The sequence below is a fragment of the Streptomyces sp. NPDC041135 genome (genome assembly GCF_055592085.1).
On the sequence record NZ_JBVIYZ010000032.1, the window covers coordinates 1 to 15,163 of the forward strand.

Here is a 15,163-nt window from a genome sequence, read left to right on the forward strand (position 1 = left end):
GATGGCGCTGCCGCTGATCCGGGAGTCGGTGATCCCGGTGACGGTCACCGGTGATCAGCAGGTCGAGATGCCCGTGGACCGGGCGGCGCAGGCACCCGGGAGCGCGGAGGTGTCCTACCAGGACCGGTGGACTGACCTGCTCCCCGTCTACGGCGGCGCCCACCTGTCGACCAGCGGCGGGGGTTGCAGCACCGCTTTCGCCATGCAGCGCAAGGAGCCTACGAGCAGCAACATGCGCGACATCATGCTGACGGCGGCGCACTGCCTGACGGACGATCCCATCGGGGCCAAGGTCAAGGTCGGGCAGACGAGTGCGGTCGTCCTCGACAAGCTGCCGTACAAGGACGTGGCCGTCCTGGACATGAAGGCCCTCAACACCGGTCAGGGCCGGACCTGGTACGGCCCGTACATGGGGATCAGCGGCCTGACCGTCAAGAACGTCAAGGGCGCCAAGGGCAACTACGTCAACGAGTACGTCTGCGCCAACGGTTCCAGCACCGGTACGAGCTGCAACGCGAAGGTGGACGCCACCGGAGTGGTGTTCGACTACGGATACAGCGGTGGGCCCGTCCACGGCCTGGTCAAGACCAGCTCCACCGACGGCACGAGTATCGCCGGCAACGGCGACAGCGGCGGTTCCGTCTTCCAACTCGCCGGTGACGGCAACAGCGTCTACGCCAAGGGCGCGTTCGTAGCCTTCAGTACCTGGCCGCACGACCTCACGTCCTGCAAGGGCGCCCCGGCCAGCTCGACCCGCAAGTGCTCGAAGGTCATCTACTACTCGAGTATCTACAACGCCCTCAACCTGGGCTGGGGCTCACTGGTCACGGCGAACTGACGCCGATGCCGTGACTTCCCGGGGCCGTCCCTCTCATCGCGGAGGGCGGCCCCGGAGCGGGCCCCGCCGACGTTTCACCGAGGAGCCGGAGCGCGAAGGGCAGGACGGTCGGGGCGAAGACCGTCAGTAGCCGAGCATCATGTTGTACGTGGTCCGCTCCTGGTTTCCCGGTCGAGGAACTGAGGACCGGTCACGATCGGGGCGGAGCAAGAATAGAGGCGGACGGCAGCGGGACCTGACGTTCACCGCGTAGCGCACCCGGTGTTGCCGCTACTGCCGAAGCCGGTCAACCACGGCCCCCACTGGCCCCGCACCCATGTCGCATCACGTGAGGGACAGGGCCCCGGGTACCGCTTCCGTGACCGGAGGCGGCTGCCCGTGGAGGTGCCGCGCGGTGGTGGCCCGTGGGCCGCGCGGTACCTCCTCAGGCCCCGCCCTCAGTGGTCGGCGGCCCGCCGGACGAGCAGCAGTTGCGTGCGCAGGAGCGGACGATCGATCCCTCCTGGACTCGGAGTTCCTGCGGATCCACGGCAAGCGCGACCGACTCGAAGCCGCTGGTGATCCCCAGGACGGCCTCCTTCAGCTCAAGCCGTGCCAACCAGGCGCCCAGGCACTGGTGCAGCCCCGCCCCGAACGAGAGATGGCCGGGGCGCGGCGACATCGACAGTGCATGCATGTTCGCGGCCTCGACGGAGGGAATGACGGTCTCGCCCGCCGCGACGGTCACCGACCCCAGCCGCACCTCCTCGCGCGCGGCCCGGGCGAACGCGCCTCCGCTGATGTCGTACGGGACGGTGCGCCGGTACGAGGCGACGGCGTCCGGGATCCGGTCCGAGTTCCGCCGCAGCACCGAGAGGGCCTCCGGATCGGTCACCAAGTCCAGGAGGTGGAAGCCCAACCGGCCGGCCGAGGTCTCGTAACCGGTCACCAGGAGCGGCACGAGGAGAAGGACCGCCGCGTCTTCGTTCAGTCGGCCGGCAGCCACCATCCCGGCCAGATGGCTGCTCAGACCGGCTCCCGGCAGGCCACGCACTATTTCAGCGTGGCCGCGTAGCCGAGCAGATCGTCGTGCGCCGGGTACACGGCGACGGGGGCGGGTCCGCGCTGATCGCGAGATCGGCCCACCGGTGGAACTTTTCGCGGTCCGCGGCGGGCACGCCCAGCACCTCGCAGATCACGTCCACCGGAACGGGAAGGCAGTAGGCGGCGATGGCGTCGAAGCTCTGCGGATCCGTGGGAAAGGCATCGGTCCTGACACGCACCAACTAGACGGGCCCGGGGCCGCAGGGCCTCGGCCGCATCGAGGCTGAAGAGGGGGGTGACGCACTCACGGACCCGGTCGTGATCGGAGGAGTCGAGGGAGAGCAGCGAGGTACGCACCAGAAGGCTCGGCATGACCTCGGAGACCGCGTCACCCGCAAGCTCCCGGCTGAATCGGGGGTCGCTGGGGACGGACCACGGCCAGCACTGGTTCGCGCCGCCCGGCGCAGGCGAGGTCGCGCGCTTGAGATCCGCGCTCAGCCCACGATCGCGATCGGCCGGAAGGACGACGGTGTTCAACTGACTGGCATGCCGGTGGTGCGGTTCCTGGGGTGGTCCTGGGCCAGTGCCTCCCGGTACGCCGGGTAATAGCCGCCGGCCGCTCCGGTCTCCCGCAGGAGCAGGTTGCAGGAATTGGTGGCTTTGACATGTGCCGCCTTGGAGTAGCGATCACTCAAGGGTGCGGCGTGCTTGCGTGATCCAATGCTCGTGCGACAAGTCGTTCCCCCGTGACGTCGCCGCAGGCAGCCGCACAGACGGATTGTGCGGCTGCCTGTTGACGTTGTGCGCACCACACTGTGTCCCGCTCGCCGCGCATGGAGCGCTGTCTACTCACGTGCGCGTGCCGGCCCCTGCGCACGATGGAACACCGTACCGGGCCGTGAACGAGGAGAACCCATGCGCAGAGCACTTATTGCATCGATCGGCATCCTGGCCGCACTGCCGTTCTTCGGCACGGCGGCCGCCGCCCATGCCGCCGAGACCCACACCGTGAAGCTCAGCAACGTCAGGATCGAGGTGGACGACGACGACTTCTTCAGCTGGCAGAGCGGGGTGTTCACGCCCCAGCTCTCGGCCAAGACCGTGTCCGCTGGATCCCTCCCGGTGAGCTGGGACGTCTCGAAGTGCATGGATGAGGTGCGGGTCGATATCCACCTAGTGGCCCTGGTCGTCTCCTCCGGCACCGTCCAGGTTCAGGCCGAGCTGCGATTGTTCGAGGGCGACCACTGCGGGGCGATCGACTCCGACGGAGCGGACGACCCCGACGGCAACGCGGACGCGTTCGTCAACGCCACCGCGGGGGGCGCCGCCAGGCACCTGCACGGGTACGTCGACAACACGGACGAACTGCTCGACAATTCACACGCATTCCTCGACCTGGACGTCGAGGTGTCCTGAGCCTGGCGCACGTACGCACCGGGCCGTGAGTAGCGCTCCCTCACGGTGCCGGCGAGGCTGCGGGAGAGCGTTCCGCAAGGGAACCAGCACCGTCCCATGGGTCGCTGACCTGTCGTTTCGTGGACTGTGACCTACATGATCAGCTAACGGTTGTGCTGGGCATGGGGAGTGGGCGGGGGGATGGGTCATTCCGGACGGCTTGCGGGAGTGGGCAAGGCCGTTGTCGCCGACGGCGCGGGTTCGCCCCAGGGCGGCGGGGTCGCGAACATCGATGATGAGGCGGTGTTTGCCGCAATCGTCTACGTACTGGTCAGCGGCTGTGCACCTCCTCGCGCTGGACATCGCTTGCCCTTCAGGTATCGATTCCGTTCGCCCACCACCAGCGGCCGAGCAGGCTCACGCGCCCGCGACAACGGATGTTGCCGCTGACCGCGAGCCGGAGGGTTCTGTAGTAGCGACGGCGTCCCCCGGCCCCGGTCGTCTCACTGCTCTCCGCGCCGGCGGGGATGGTCCCTCCACGCAGGGCCATGCACCTCGTGCATCTGACTCCCGCAGGTCGCCCCGTCTCGTGCAGGACGATGCCAGCGGTCTGCGTGCCCGCGCGGTGGACGCGGCCGCCCGCTTCCTGGCCGAACACCAGAACGTCTTTGATGACGCCGAACGAGCCCAGCAGACTACGCGGGGAGCGCACGCAGCCTGATGCATCTGCACATCGACGTTCCCTGGATTCTGCAGGTCGCCGAGGCTGCCGGAGCGGACGATCTGGCTCCCGGCGACTACGGCGTGCCCGTATCGGCGGTCGCCCGCCACCAGGCAGAGCTGTTCGAGCAGCCCGTCTACGACGGGCCCTACGCCAAAGCGGCCGCCCTCGTGCACACGCTGGGCCGGTGCCTCTGGCTGGAGCGCTCCGACCTCGCCGTCGCCGCCGCTACGGGGCGTCATGTACCTAGAAGCCGCCGGGATCACCGTCAAACCCACCCGCGAGGATGCCGTCGCCCTCAAGGATTTGCTACTCGACCACGCCTGCACCGCCGGGAAGATCGCCGTCCTGCTGCGGGCATGGCCCACCGCCACCGCCATCTGACGCACACAGGACCCGGAGCTGCCCAACCGGGGGCGTCGGCCGGAACCTGGGGCGCCGCGCCGGCCGGGTTCGGGACCCGGCCGGGAATGAGCGGTGAGGCACCTTGCCTCGGTGCCGCGCTCTAGCTTGGCGCTTTCATGAAACGTGCTGTCCTGTCCGACAGGCGGTCGCCTTGGGCGAGGCACTTTCCAGCAGGTACGGAGATTGGCTGCGGGTCGGGCTCCGGACGCCGACGGGCGGGGGACCGTGACTTCGGGCGGTCGGACAAGCAGAATGTTGCCCCTGGCAGGTGAAACGTCGCGGCCCTGCTGAGGCCGGGCAACGCCGGCTTGAACACGGCCATCCACGACATCAGTGCCGCCCGCCTCGCCCTGACCCAGCTGCTGAGAAATACCGGCGCGGTCGACAGACCCTCATCTGCTGCGATTCCGCAGGCGGTACTCAAGAGTTCGCCGCCTGGCTGGCCCGGCACGGGCGCCGGCTGGACGGGCCGAGGCGCGGTGAAGGTGGAACGTCGCTCAGTTTCAGTTTCAACTGACCGACCACCGGCTCGGTCCCACCCCGGGGCGGCCCCCGCCGAGCACGAGCCGACCCACCGCCGTCCCGCAGGCCGAGCCCCGGCCAACCATGACCTCCAGGCTGGCCGAAGGGCCGACCGCGTGCGGGGCGTGCGGGCCGGATCTGCCGCCAGTCGAGAATGAGCGAGACGACGGGCAGGGACAACTCCCGCTTGTCAAATGCGAGATGGATCTCGGTGGTCGACCGCCCCGGGAACAGCCGAGCGCCAGGCGAGCCGCCGCAGGTGACGGTCTTCCGGTTCCTCCCCCGCCATCGCCACCTTCTCGCGGGCAGCTGCAGCATGTTGACGAGCCTGGCTGATCGTGGAGCCGACCGACACGGTCCACTTCACCGCCCCGACATAGGTGTCCTGGACCTGAACCTGTTCCAGCAGACGGGCCCGGGTCCCGTCCGTTTCCCCATCGGGCGAACCGCTCATACGCGGGTGACGGTGCTGGGAGCGATGCGGTGGCTCTGCACAGCGGCGACCAACTGAAGCCCGTCAGCATCGGGGACAGGAGCAGGCCACGACCCCACCCGTCCAGGTCGGTGACCGGGTTTGTCGGCACCTGAGGCCGGGTGACGCTGGCGACAACCGTGTCGATATGGCGTGTTCGGGCGAGGCCCGGTCCCCGGACACCTGCTAGGGGGCAGGGCCACCGGGCGGCCTCGGGCGTTGTTGCCGTACCGAAGCGTTCCTCGTCCTCACTCGAAGTGGATCGACCATCCTTCGATCGTCCCCGTATCGGCCGGAGCCGTGTCAGAAACCCGGAGCTTCCACACACCGTTCCTCTGCGTTCCGGCCGGGAAGTCAGAAGTGGACAGGGTCGTGATGAGGTTGTCCCCCCGCTCACCCGGTGTGGGGTTCTTGAGCACGGAAACGGCACCGGTGGGAGATATCAGTTCCACCTTCAGATCGCCCCGGTAAGTGTGCTTGATGTTCACCCCGACATACACCTTCGCCGAAGCAGGAGTCGGCGCATTGGCTATGGTGATGGGGGTGGCGGTCACGGTGCTGTTATCGGCCAAGGCGGTGTTGTCCACGACACTCGCGGAGGTCACCGGAGCTGCCCCGGCGCAGGACGGGTCGCCACCGGTGACGGGCAGGACGTTGACCGACGTCCAGGCCTTCTGCGTCTCCTGGTACTCGGCACTGCAGTAACCGAATATGTCGGCCGCCGACTTCAGGGTGTCGATCCTGGCGCGGGAGAACGTCTCATCGGACACCATGTACCGATCAAGCGCACGCAGCCAGATCTTGGCGGCCTTCTCCCTGCCGATGCCGGCAAGCGTCGTTCCCTTGCACAGAGGACTAGTGCCAAACGGCGTAGTGTACGGTCCTTCGGCGAGGAGGAAGAAGAAGTGATTGCTGATGGCCGCCGAAATGTGTGCCTCGAGAGTGCTCACCTGGCTGCTCCAACAATTCGGCGTTCCAGGCACCGAGCCCGGATTCACCATGTTCCGGGATCCGTCTCCCACGATGGGGGCAGGGGTCATCTCCCCGATTTTGTAGTCCGGCTTGTCGAAACTGTTACCCGCCGCGAATTCCGACATCGTTCCCAGGATGTCAGCGGTCGATTCGTTGAGGCCACTGGCCTCACCGATTCCCTGGAAGCCAGCGGTTTCTTGCACGACTCCGTGCCCCAGCTCGTGTCCCATGATGTCGATGGTGCCTCTCGACAACGGGGCAGTTGGAGAGCCGTCTCCCACAAAGATCTGCTTGTGCGTTGGGTCCCAATACGCCGTGGTGAGATTCTGATCGTAGTGTACGTTCACGAAGTTCTTGAGACCGTCATCTGTCACCCCGTTCCGGCCCAGCTGATCTGTCATGTAGTCAAACCACTTATTTTGCCCATACTGGGCGTCAACGGCAGCAGATTCCGGATGAGACTGCAGGCCATTTCCCCACTCGGAGTCCGGACCAATGATGTTTTGCGCGCCGCAGATACTGGGGCAGGTACTCTTGGTATTGTTCCAGTTCAGTACCCAATCCAACGCAAATCCGCTGTTAAACGGGCGGTTCTCGACGGGGACGTCACCGACGGTCCGCCCGTGCCCAGTGCCTGTTCCAGCCTCACGCATGTCGGACCACGATGCTACGACGGAACCCGAATCCGCAGCCACGAGGTAATGGCTCGAGTCTTTTTCTGAACGAGAGCTGTGGACGAGCACGTCCCAGACGAGCTTGGGCCCGGCCGGTGCATCTTTGCGAGCTATGGCATCGACTTTGAGCGAAGCGCTGGATCCGGTTGTCGGGTAATCAACCTGAGCGAGCGCTGTGGATATCGCGGAATCCTTTGAGATCTGGGCGTTAATATCGAGTGATATGGGTTGGGACAGTGCAGTGCCGAATGACTCGACCTCATCACTCGCGCCGATATTGAGTACGATGTCGGAACCCAGGACTGGCAGCCCCTTGTACGTTCTGTCCAGACGGACTGTCGCCCCGCCCTCCGGCCGGGCGTATACGCTCCTCGGTCGAAAACCCTCGTCGCTGGACGAGGCGAGCTGCTGACGGCGGTTCGCCGCCGCGCTGATCGACAGCTGCGTGAAGTGGGTAATCGTGGCGGTGTGTTCCGGCGCCGACTCCTTGTCATCGGCGGCAGCAGGCTGCTGCAATAGGGCTATGGATAGCGTGGACACTAGCGACGCAGAAAGCGCGACGCTCGATAGCTTCTTCACGGGGGATCCTTTTGTCTGAGCAGTATGACAATTTACATGGTGCGACGCGCCACATGGATGTACATCCAGGGGAGTGAGGTTCGGGCGACCCGTTCCGAGAATGGCTCTGCCATGAATGTCGTAACAAGCAATCCCCGGTTCCCGCTCGCGGTAGCCCAGCGCGTCGTATGGCGCCCTCAACGACGAAGCCCGTCGCTACTCAGCAATCACTGCTGATCCGTTGTCTCAGTGCGCGCGGGCCCATTCGCAATTGCTCGCTGACTGCACCCACCGCGGAGGCGGCACAACCTGGTGGTCCGGAGCTCGCAGCCCCGCAGGTTGGCCCGCATCGCCCGACATGGCAGCATCGGATGCGGAAACATAAGAGATCAACGTGAAGTCCCCGGCGAACAGGAAGCTTTCGAAAGGGCCTGTCGACCAGGGGCTCTACGACTTTCCGGGGCTGCCCTCACACCTCAGCGGCTCGCAAAAGCATTTTGTTGAGGAACTCACTGCGAAGAATCACCACTTTCTGGTCTGTAGCCTCGGCTGGCAGGCTCGCCATGGCCGAGCCGATCAGCGCGACGACCAGTGCCGTCGCCAGGCCGACATTTTCCGTGTAGGGGATTTTCCTTAATCTCCGAATTTCAGATACTGGCTCACCTTGACTACTCGGGCGAACTACCGAGCCAGGTTGGGTTGAGGTATCGTGATGGCGACATAGGCTGAGAGTCAGGTGCTGGCCACATCGGCTGACGCGGCTGGCTCGCGCCGCCGTGACCTGCACATTCGTGTGATCATCAAGACTATGCATCAGCCCTGGACACTCAGGCAGGTGACGTCTTTCAAAGGCTATCTCCCGTCAGCGGTGCCGAGTGAGTAATTTCTTCTCGTCTCGCTCCGGTTCGGGGTGTTCTTGCGTGAGGGATCCGTCACGTTCCAGGATCGTGGCCCGGCTGGAGGTCGCACGTGTTGCTCGGATCACGTGCAGCTGAGTATTCGAAGGATTCGGCACCGTACGGAGCAATTTGGCCCCGGTGTCCTGACTCAGACACCAGCCGCAAAGTACCGGGGGTGATTACGTTCTCGCCGCCAAAGCGGCCTGTTCGTCGTGTTTACGCGGCATTCAGATGACGGTGGCGGGTAAGCGGTGCTGGCGCTTCTTGCGCCCTCGGTGATGACGAGCCATCTGGAGATGTCGCGCAGGCTTATCTCCTGCTCATGCGGGTGGAAGGCTACGAACAGCAGTGGCCCTCCTGGTTCCGCGCAGTTGGCCATCCGGCCGATCAGCAGACGTGTTGCCACCGTGCTCCGGAATCGTGCAGCTACCGATCGACAGTTGGGGACGGTCGGTCTGTGTCTTGCCGAGGCTGCGCCGAACCGCGGTGCGCCGCTGTCTTCGTCCTGGTACCGGGCACCCGTGCGGCAACCGCTGGGGCATCAGCCGGCTCGACTTGCACCGACCGTCCAGCATCAGATCAGACCCATCGCGTAACACTCAGTCCACCACCGAGGTCTGCCCCGCCCGTAGGTGGGCGGGCGTGAGCAGGGCCTGGTGGTCGGTGCTCAGACGCCGCCATCGGGAGCCGATCTCGCGACGGTGCTGCCGCGGGCGGGTGGACAGGAAGCACAGGGCAGAGGTGAACGCATCGGCAACGAGCCCGATTACTTGCCCCGGAGCCGTTCCACCTCCTCCGGCGTCATACCGGAAAGGATGCCCACGATCAGGCAGGGGCACCTGACTCATGGCGTCCTACTAGTGGCGCATCGACCTGAGCCAGAGCTACGCTGCTGGCTGAAAAAGTGTCGTCTACGCGGACCCGCATGGCGGGTGCCGAGCTGGAGTGCTGATGCGAGCAATCAATACAGCTTCCCATTGGCCTCTGGTCGGGCGACAGACCGAGCTGGCTCAGTTCGCAGCGTTTTTAGGTGATCCGTCCGCTCAAGGGTTTATTCTCAGTGGTCCTGCTGGTGTTGGGAAATCGAGGCTCGCTTCTGAGTGCCTTTGTCAAGCGCGTAAGCGAGGTTTCGCGACCGGTGAAGCCGTTGCAACGAAAGCAGCGGCAGTCATACCGCTTGGCGCCCTAAGTCACCTCCTGCCGGATGGACTTGAATTATCTAATCCAGTTGCCGCCTTTGCGCACATAAGAAATCATTTTAGAACACCTCGAGCAGCAAAGTGGGTTGTTTTTGTTGATGACGTACATCTGCTGGACTCGACGTCGGCAGTGCTACTCAATCAACTAGTCGCTGCAGGAACGGTGCGACTCGTAGGTACGATGCGATCGCAAGCTCGACTGAATCCGGCAGTTGAGGCCCTATGCTCCAAAAGCACGATTCAGAGGATAGAGCTTGGCATTTTCAGTCAAGCTCAGATAGAGCAGATCATAGGCGAGATCCTCAGGAAACCTGCTACCCAGAAGGCTCTTCATGTCCTGCATCGCAACTGCGGTGGCAACGTACTTTTTTTGCGTGAACTGCTCATATCGAGTGTCCAAGCCGGAGTTCTAATCGACAACGGGTATTCATGGGACTGGGAAACAACGCAGGAGCCGCGCGCCGAGAAATTGAACCACCTTATTATGGATCGAATCGCGATCCGATCGAAGAATGAGCGGGTCATTCTCGATCTCACGGCGCTCTGTGAGCCTATCTCGGCTTCGTCCTTGGTCTCACAAACCTCTACGAGCGATGTGGATTCGCTTGAATCAGAGGGCTTGATCAAGGTGCACATGGCTGGTCGGCGAGCCGAGGTGCAACTCGCGCATCCGTTGTACGGGGAATTCCTTCGCACGGCAATGCCTCAGCGCCGCAAGAAGCTACTGCTGAAGCAACAGATCGCCTGGCTTCAGCAACACGCCGGCCGTCGTAGGGAAGATGCACTGCGTCTAGCATCTTGGAATCTTCAGGCGACCGGGACAGCAGATCCGGAAGTGCTTATGAAGGGCGCTCTCCTGGCCCGTCATGCGCACGATTACGCTCAAGTGTCTGAGCTCCTCGCTGCTCTCCCCGACGACTGCATTGATTCATCTGTACTGACGCTTAAAGGCGAGGCGCTGTACTACCTGGGTAATGATGAGGAAGCTGATTCCACTCTGGCAACAGCCTTTGAGGCCGCAGCGAGCGAGGAAGAGCGCATCTCGATCATGCTGCCACGCATGCTCAATCTCTTCTGGGTTGCTGGCAGAAAACGAGATGCCCTACGAGTGATCAAGGAAGCACGGCAGAGCCTGTTGAGCCGATTCGGCGGCATTTTCCTGTCTCTGCTGGAGAGTAACATATACAGTTACTCCGGCGAACCTGAACGGGCTCTTGCCATCTTTCGGCAAATCGAGTCCACGTCTTCGGTTTCTGAACTTCCGCCCGGTGCAGCGCCTCTCCTCCAGTCGATGAAGGCTGGCGCGCTAGCGGTGACGGGGCGCACTCGCTCGGCCATCTACTGGGCTAAGCAAGCTTATCAAGAGTCTCTGAAGAACGATGATCGTGCTTTGCTCCCTCATCCTTCTGCGCAGCTAAACTCTTTGGTTCTGGCACATACCGAGACCGGCGAGATTGAGACGGCTACACGGGTGGGTGAACAGGCTTATCTGGATCTGGTGAATGCGGAGGTGCAAACACCGACAGTAACGGTATGGACGGCGTACTTCATTGCGCGGGCTTTCTGGATAGGTGGCCATGTCCGAAGCGCTGATCATTGGTACAACGAAGCGCTATCTCTGGCGAGAAGCACTCGTAACAAAACAGCGTTGCGCCTGATCCTGTCGAATAAGGCTGCTGTGTGCGCCGTGACAGGACGCGTTGCGGAGGCGGCCATATTGGTTCGAGAAGCGGAAGATTATCCCAACCTCGAACTGTTCGCCGGCGAGGAGCTACTGGGCGAGGCGTGGCTCATGGCTGTGAATGAACGTCCGGATGACGCATGCTCCATCCTTGTGCGTGCGGCCCACCGTGCGCGGATGACAGGGCAGACTACGTCCGAATCTCTTCTACTTGTGGATGCTGCGCGGCTCGGAAGTGAATCCGCAGATCTCGGCAGACTCGAGATAGTCGCTACGCAGTCGGACAGTGATCTCTGCAAAGCAAGGTATGAACTAGCTCTGGCCATGAGGGGCAGGAACTCTGAGAAGCTTGTCGCATTAACTCGCGACTTCACGCGGATGGGGGTAGACGTCCTGGCCGCAACTTCTGCAATGACGGCTTCCCGGATTCTACAGGCGGCCAATGACACGAAGGGGATGGCTGCAGCAGAGACTCTTGCCGCCTCAGCCGCTGCTCGCTGCGAAGCAGTCTCTCCTGTTTTCTGCCCGGCTCCATCTAATCCTGTAAGGTTGACTCCCCGCGAGCGAGAGATAGCTTTGCAGATAATTGACGGTGTGTCGCCCGGGGAGCTGGCAGAAACGCTGCACCTATCATTGCGTACTATAAACAATCACCTGCAAAACGTGTACACCAAACTGGGTGTAAAAAATAGACGCCAACTAGCCGGCGTGAAGGACCAAATAGTGCAGAGATGACATTGGGCGGGAACTTGCCGGCGGGAACAGGCAGGCCGTCAAAGCCATGGTGCTCACCGGCCAGGAGGGCCGCGTGCTGTTCCGCAGCCCGGCCCGCCCGGTGACTGCGCGGGCATTACCTACGCCCACCAGTAAGGGCTGGTCAGGCCCTGGCTGACGTTTCCCGCGGTGAAGACGCGGGCCTGAACTCCCCTCAGCAAACCGCAAAGCGGGCCGCCCGCTTCCTCGGCGTGCGAACCGCCCTCGGGTCGAGCCCGTCGTCGTCGAATTCCATGCGCCTCGAGAGCTCTGGTGTGGTCGTCGAAGAGGGCACGAAGAGGTCCGGCTCGCCCACGCGGATTCGGGCGCGCTCGCTCGCCTTCACGCCTGTGACCGTCCGGCGGCCTCGTTGCGGTTCCCGTGTGGTCCGGTTCGCATGTGCCTGTCCGGTTCCTGCCGAAGCCCTCGGGAGCGAGGGGACACGCACCGGGACGAACTGCGACATCCCGGGTCGCCGCCGGCGGTCACCGCGCTGCCCATCCCGCTGGTGCGGCGCGCAACCGCGGGCGGCAACCGTCTCAGCCCTGCCGTCACCGGTCCGAGGGCCGCAGAGACGGTAAGCGAGTACTCATGAGGGCATGCGGAGACGGGGGGAGGATGGCCACGCCGTGCCGGCGGACCCCGGCCGGATCGGCACGCTGTGCCGTGTACACCAGCCGTCCACCCAGGGGTTTGACGATGAAAGACATGAGACGCAGGGCCTTCCTCGCCAAGACGGCGACCGCCGTGGTCGCGTTCAGCACGGCGACGGGGACGTGGATCACCGAGGCGTCCGCCACGACGCCCGCCCCCGACTGGGCGCACGTCCCCGTCCTGGAAGGTGTGCTGGACTTCCACCCAGCCACGATCCAGGAGGACAGCACCGACAACGGGAACATCGTCTCGGTCACGCCGGCCGCGGTCTTGCGCCCGAAGAACGCCTCCGACATCCAGAAGATGATCCGTTACTGCGCGCGTCTGGGCATTCCGGTGTCGGCCCGCGGCGAGGCCCACACCACTTTCGGGCAGGGGCTGTGCCCCGGCCTCGTCATCGAGATGCGCAGTCTGCAAGGCATCCACGAGATCACCGCCTCCTCCGCCCACGTGGACGCCGGGGTGCTGTGGTCCGAGCTGGTCACCGCCGGTCTGCGGCAGGGCGTGACCCCGCCCGTCTTGACCGACTACACGGACCTGTCCGTCGGCGGGACGCTTTCCGTGGGCGGGGTGTCGCCCAACATCCACCACGGGGCGCAGGTGGACAACGTCCTCGAACTGACGGTGGTCACCGGGCAGGGGGACATCGTCGTGTGCTCGCCCGCCGACAACCGGGAGCTGTTCGAAGCGTGCCTCGGCACGCTCGGCCAGATCGCCCTGATCGTCAGCGCCCGGATCGCCATGGTGCCGGCCCCCGATTCCGTGCGTCAGTACACTCTGCTGTACGCCGACCCCAAGCAGTTCTTCACCGACCTGCGCACCCTGCTCGCCCGCGCCGAACTCACCTCCGTGAACGGTGCGTTCGACGTCGCGGACAACGGCGTGACCCATGTGATCCAGGCGGCCGCGGCCCACGCCGACGGCACCCCTCCGGACGATGCGTTCCTGCTGCGCGGGCTCACCCAGCCGGCCGGGTCCGCCCTCACGTCGAACAGCACCTACGCCGCCTACACGGTACGGGTCAACGAGCAGGTGAACGGGTTCCCGCGCGTTTACAAGGGCTACGCCAAGCCGTGGTTCGACGTGTTCGTGCCCGACACGCAGGCCGAGGCGTACGTCACGACCGCGCTCTCCGCGCTGCGTCCGGACGATGCGGGCAGCACCGGCGGGATACTCCTGTTCGCCATCAAGAGGTCGAAGCTCACCCGCCCGTTCTTCCGGACGCCGCACGACGGCGAGTGGGTCTTCCTGTTCGACATCCTGACCTCGTCCGGGGATACCGTCCCGCCGTACTGGGTGGCGCAGAAGCTGAACCGCAACCGCACTCTGTACGAGCAGGCCAGGGCCCTGGGCGCGACGCTCTACCCCATCGGCTCAACCCGCATGAGCCACGCGGACTGGGAGCAGCACTACGGCGCCGAGTGGGGCACCTTCCAGGACCGCAAGCAGCGCTTCGACCCCGACCAGGTGCTGACGCCCGGCCCGGGGATCTTCTGACACCGGTCCGGTGCGACTGTCCCTCCTCCGCCACGGGGAGGGCGGTCGGACCAGTGCGGGGTCACCGAGTAGCCGCTACTCATGTCCTGTGCACCCTCATGGGGGAGCATGAACCTCGCCGGGCGACGAGACACTGCCTGGGGCGCGCCGCGTCCTTGCCGCCCGCGCACCCGGAGGAAAGGGCGGAGAAGGCGTTGACCAAGGTCATCGGGCTCATAGGCGGTATGAGCTGGGAGTCCACGGCGGAGTACTACCGCCTGATCAACCAGTTCACCCGGGACCGGCTCGGCGGACTGCACTCCGCGCGGTGCGTGCTGTACTCGGTCGACTTCGCAGAGATCGAGCAGCTCCAGACAGCCGGCCGGTGGGACGAGGCGGGCGAGATCCTCGCGTCCGCCGCCCGCGCACTGGAGCGGGCGGGCGCCGAGCTGCTGGTGCTGTGCACCAACACGATGCACAAGGTGGCCGGCCACATCACCGCCGCCGTCGGCGTACCACTGCTGCACCTGGCCGACACCACCGCGGAGGCGGTCCGTTCGGCGGGACTGCACCACGTAGGCCTGCTCGGTACCGCCTTCACCATGGAACAGGCCTTCTACCGTGACCACCTGGCATCCACGGGCCTGCGGGTGACGGTTCCCGGCACGGCATCGCGGGCCCTGGTGCATCAGGTGATCTACGAGGAACTCTGCCTCGGGGACGTGCGGGAGGAATCGCGCCGTGCCTACCAGGACGTCATCGGTGAACTCGTGGCGCACGGTGCCCAGGGCGTCATCCTAGGCTGCACCGAGATTGAATTGCTGATCGGTGCGGAACACAGTCCGGTTCCCGTCTTTCCCACGACTCGACTGCACGCCTGGGCGGCGGTCGACGCGGCATTGCGGACCGACTGAGTACATT

General features: G+C 64.6%; 9 protein-coding genes and 4 pseudogenes. 7 read left to right on the plus strand and 6 right to left on the minus strand.

What is annotated here, in order from left to right; genetic code table 11:
- The coding region (locus ACZ6CZ_RS34260) for a chymotrypsin family serine protease (protein ID WP_469029279.1) at nucleotides 1–838 on the plus strand (838 nt) is incomplete at its 5' end.
- Nucleotides 839–1,262: 424 nt separating this feature from the next.
- Here ACZ6CZ_RS34260 and ACZ6CZ_RS34265 read toward each other — a convergent pair.
- Both ACZ6CZ_RS34265 and ACZ6CZ_RS34270 read right to left on the minus strand, forming a co-directional pair.
- Nucleotides 1,263–1,871: a cytochrome P450 family protein gene (locus tag ACZ6CZ_RS34265; protein ID WP_469029282.1), complete on the minus strand. Its 609-nt coding sequence runs from the start codon at nucleotides 1,869–1,871 to the stop codon at nucleotides 1,263–1,265.
- Between the two features lie 523 nt (nucleotides 1,872–2,394).
- Nucleotides 2,395–2,556 (minus strand): hypothetical protein, encoded by a 162-nt coding sequence (locus ACZ6CZ_RS34270; RefSeq protein WP_469029284.1) that lies wholly within the window; start codon nucleotides 2,554–2,556, stop codon nucleotides 2,395–2,397.
- Nucleotides 2,557–2,776: 220 nt separating this feature from the next.
- Here ACZ6CZ_RS34270 and ACZ6CZ_RS34275 point away from each other — a divergent pair, with 220 nt between their 5' ends.
- From ACZ6CZ_RS34275 to ACZ6CZ_RS34285, 3 genes and pseudogenes are all read left to right on the plus strand, one after another.
- A complete protein-coding gene (locus ACZ6CZ_RS34275) occupies nucleotides 2,777–3,277 on the plus strand; it encodes a hypothetical protein (protein ID WP_469029287.1) in 501 nt (166 codons plus the stop codon).
- Between the two features lie 699 nt (nucleotides 3,278–3,976).
- Nucleotides 3,977–4,361, plus strand: a pseudogene (locus tag ACZ6CZ_RS34280) (fic family toxin-antitoxin system, toxin component).
- A gap of 296 nt (nucleotides 4,362–4,657) precedes the next feature.
- Nucleotides 4,658–4,854: pseudogene (locus ACZ6CZ_RS34285) on the plus strand (IS1380 family transposase); the annotation flags it as partial.
- A gap of 212 nt (nucleotides 4,855–5,066) precedes the next feature.
- Here the strand turns inward: ACZ6CZ_RS34285 and ACZ6CZ_RS34290 are convergent.
- The 4 genes and pseudogenes from ACZ6CZ_RS34290 to ACZ6CZ_RS34305 form a co-directional block, all read right to left on the minus strand.
- Nucleotides 5,067–5,362, minus strand: a pseudogene (locus tag ACZ6CZ_RS34290) (IS5/IS1182 family transposase); the annotation flags it as partial.
- Between the two features lie 262 nt (nucleotides 5,363–5,624).
- Nucleotides 5,625–7,601 (minus strand): M4 family metallopeptidase, encoded by a 1,977-nt coding sequence (locus ACZ6CZ_RS34295; protein ID WP_469029289.1) that lies wholly within the window; start codon nucleotides 7,599–7,601, stop codon nucleotides 5,625–5,627.
- A gap of 448 nt (nucleotides 7,602–8,049) precedes the next feature.
- The gene (locus ACZ6CZ_RS34300; RefSeq protein ID WP_469029292.1) at nucleotides 8,050–8,394 is read right to left on the minus strand and encodes a hypothetical protein; all 345 of its coding nucleotides are present in this window, start codon (nucleotides 8,392–8,394) and stop codon (nucleotides 8,050–8,052) included.
- Between the two features lie 699 nt (nucleotides 8,395–9,093).
- Nucleotides 9,094–9,246, minus strand: a pseudogene (locus ACZ6CZ_RS34305) (IS5/IS1182 family transposase); the annotation flags it as partial.
- A gap of 184 nt (nucleotides 9,247–9,430) precedes the next feature.
- Here ACZ6CZ_RS34305 and ACZ6CZ_RS34310 point away from each other — a divergent pair.
- From ACZ6CZ_RS34310 to ACZ6CZ_RS34320, 3 genes are all read left to right on the plus strand, one after another.
- A complete protein-coding gene (locus ACZ6CZ_RS34310; RefSeq protein ID WP_469029295.1) occupies nucleotides 9,431–12,094 on the plus strand; it encodes a helix-turn-helix transcriptional regulator in 2,664 nt (887 codons plus the stop codon).
- Nucleotides 12,095–12,820: 726 nt separating this feature from the next.
- Nucleotides 12,821–14,263 (plus strand): FAD-binding protein, encoded by a 1,443-nt coding sequence (locus ACZ6CZ_RS34315; RefSeq protein WP_469029297.1) that lies wholly within the window; start codon nucleotides 12,821–12,823, stop codon nucleotides 14,261–14,263.
- 194 nt (nucleotides 14,264–14,457) lie between these two features.
- Nucleotides 14,458–15,156 (plus strand): aspartate/glutamate racemase family protein, encoded by a 699-nt coding sequence (locus tag ACZ6CZ_RS34320; protein WP_469029300.1) that lies wholly within the window; start codon nucleotides 14,458–14,460, stop codon nucleotides 15,154–15,156.
- Nucleotides 15,157–15,163: the final 7 nt, after the last annotated feature.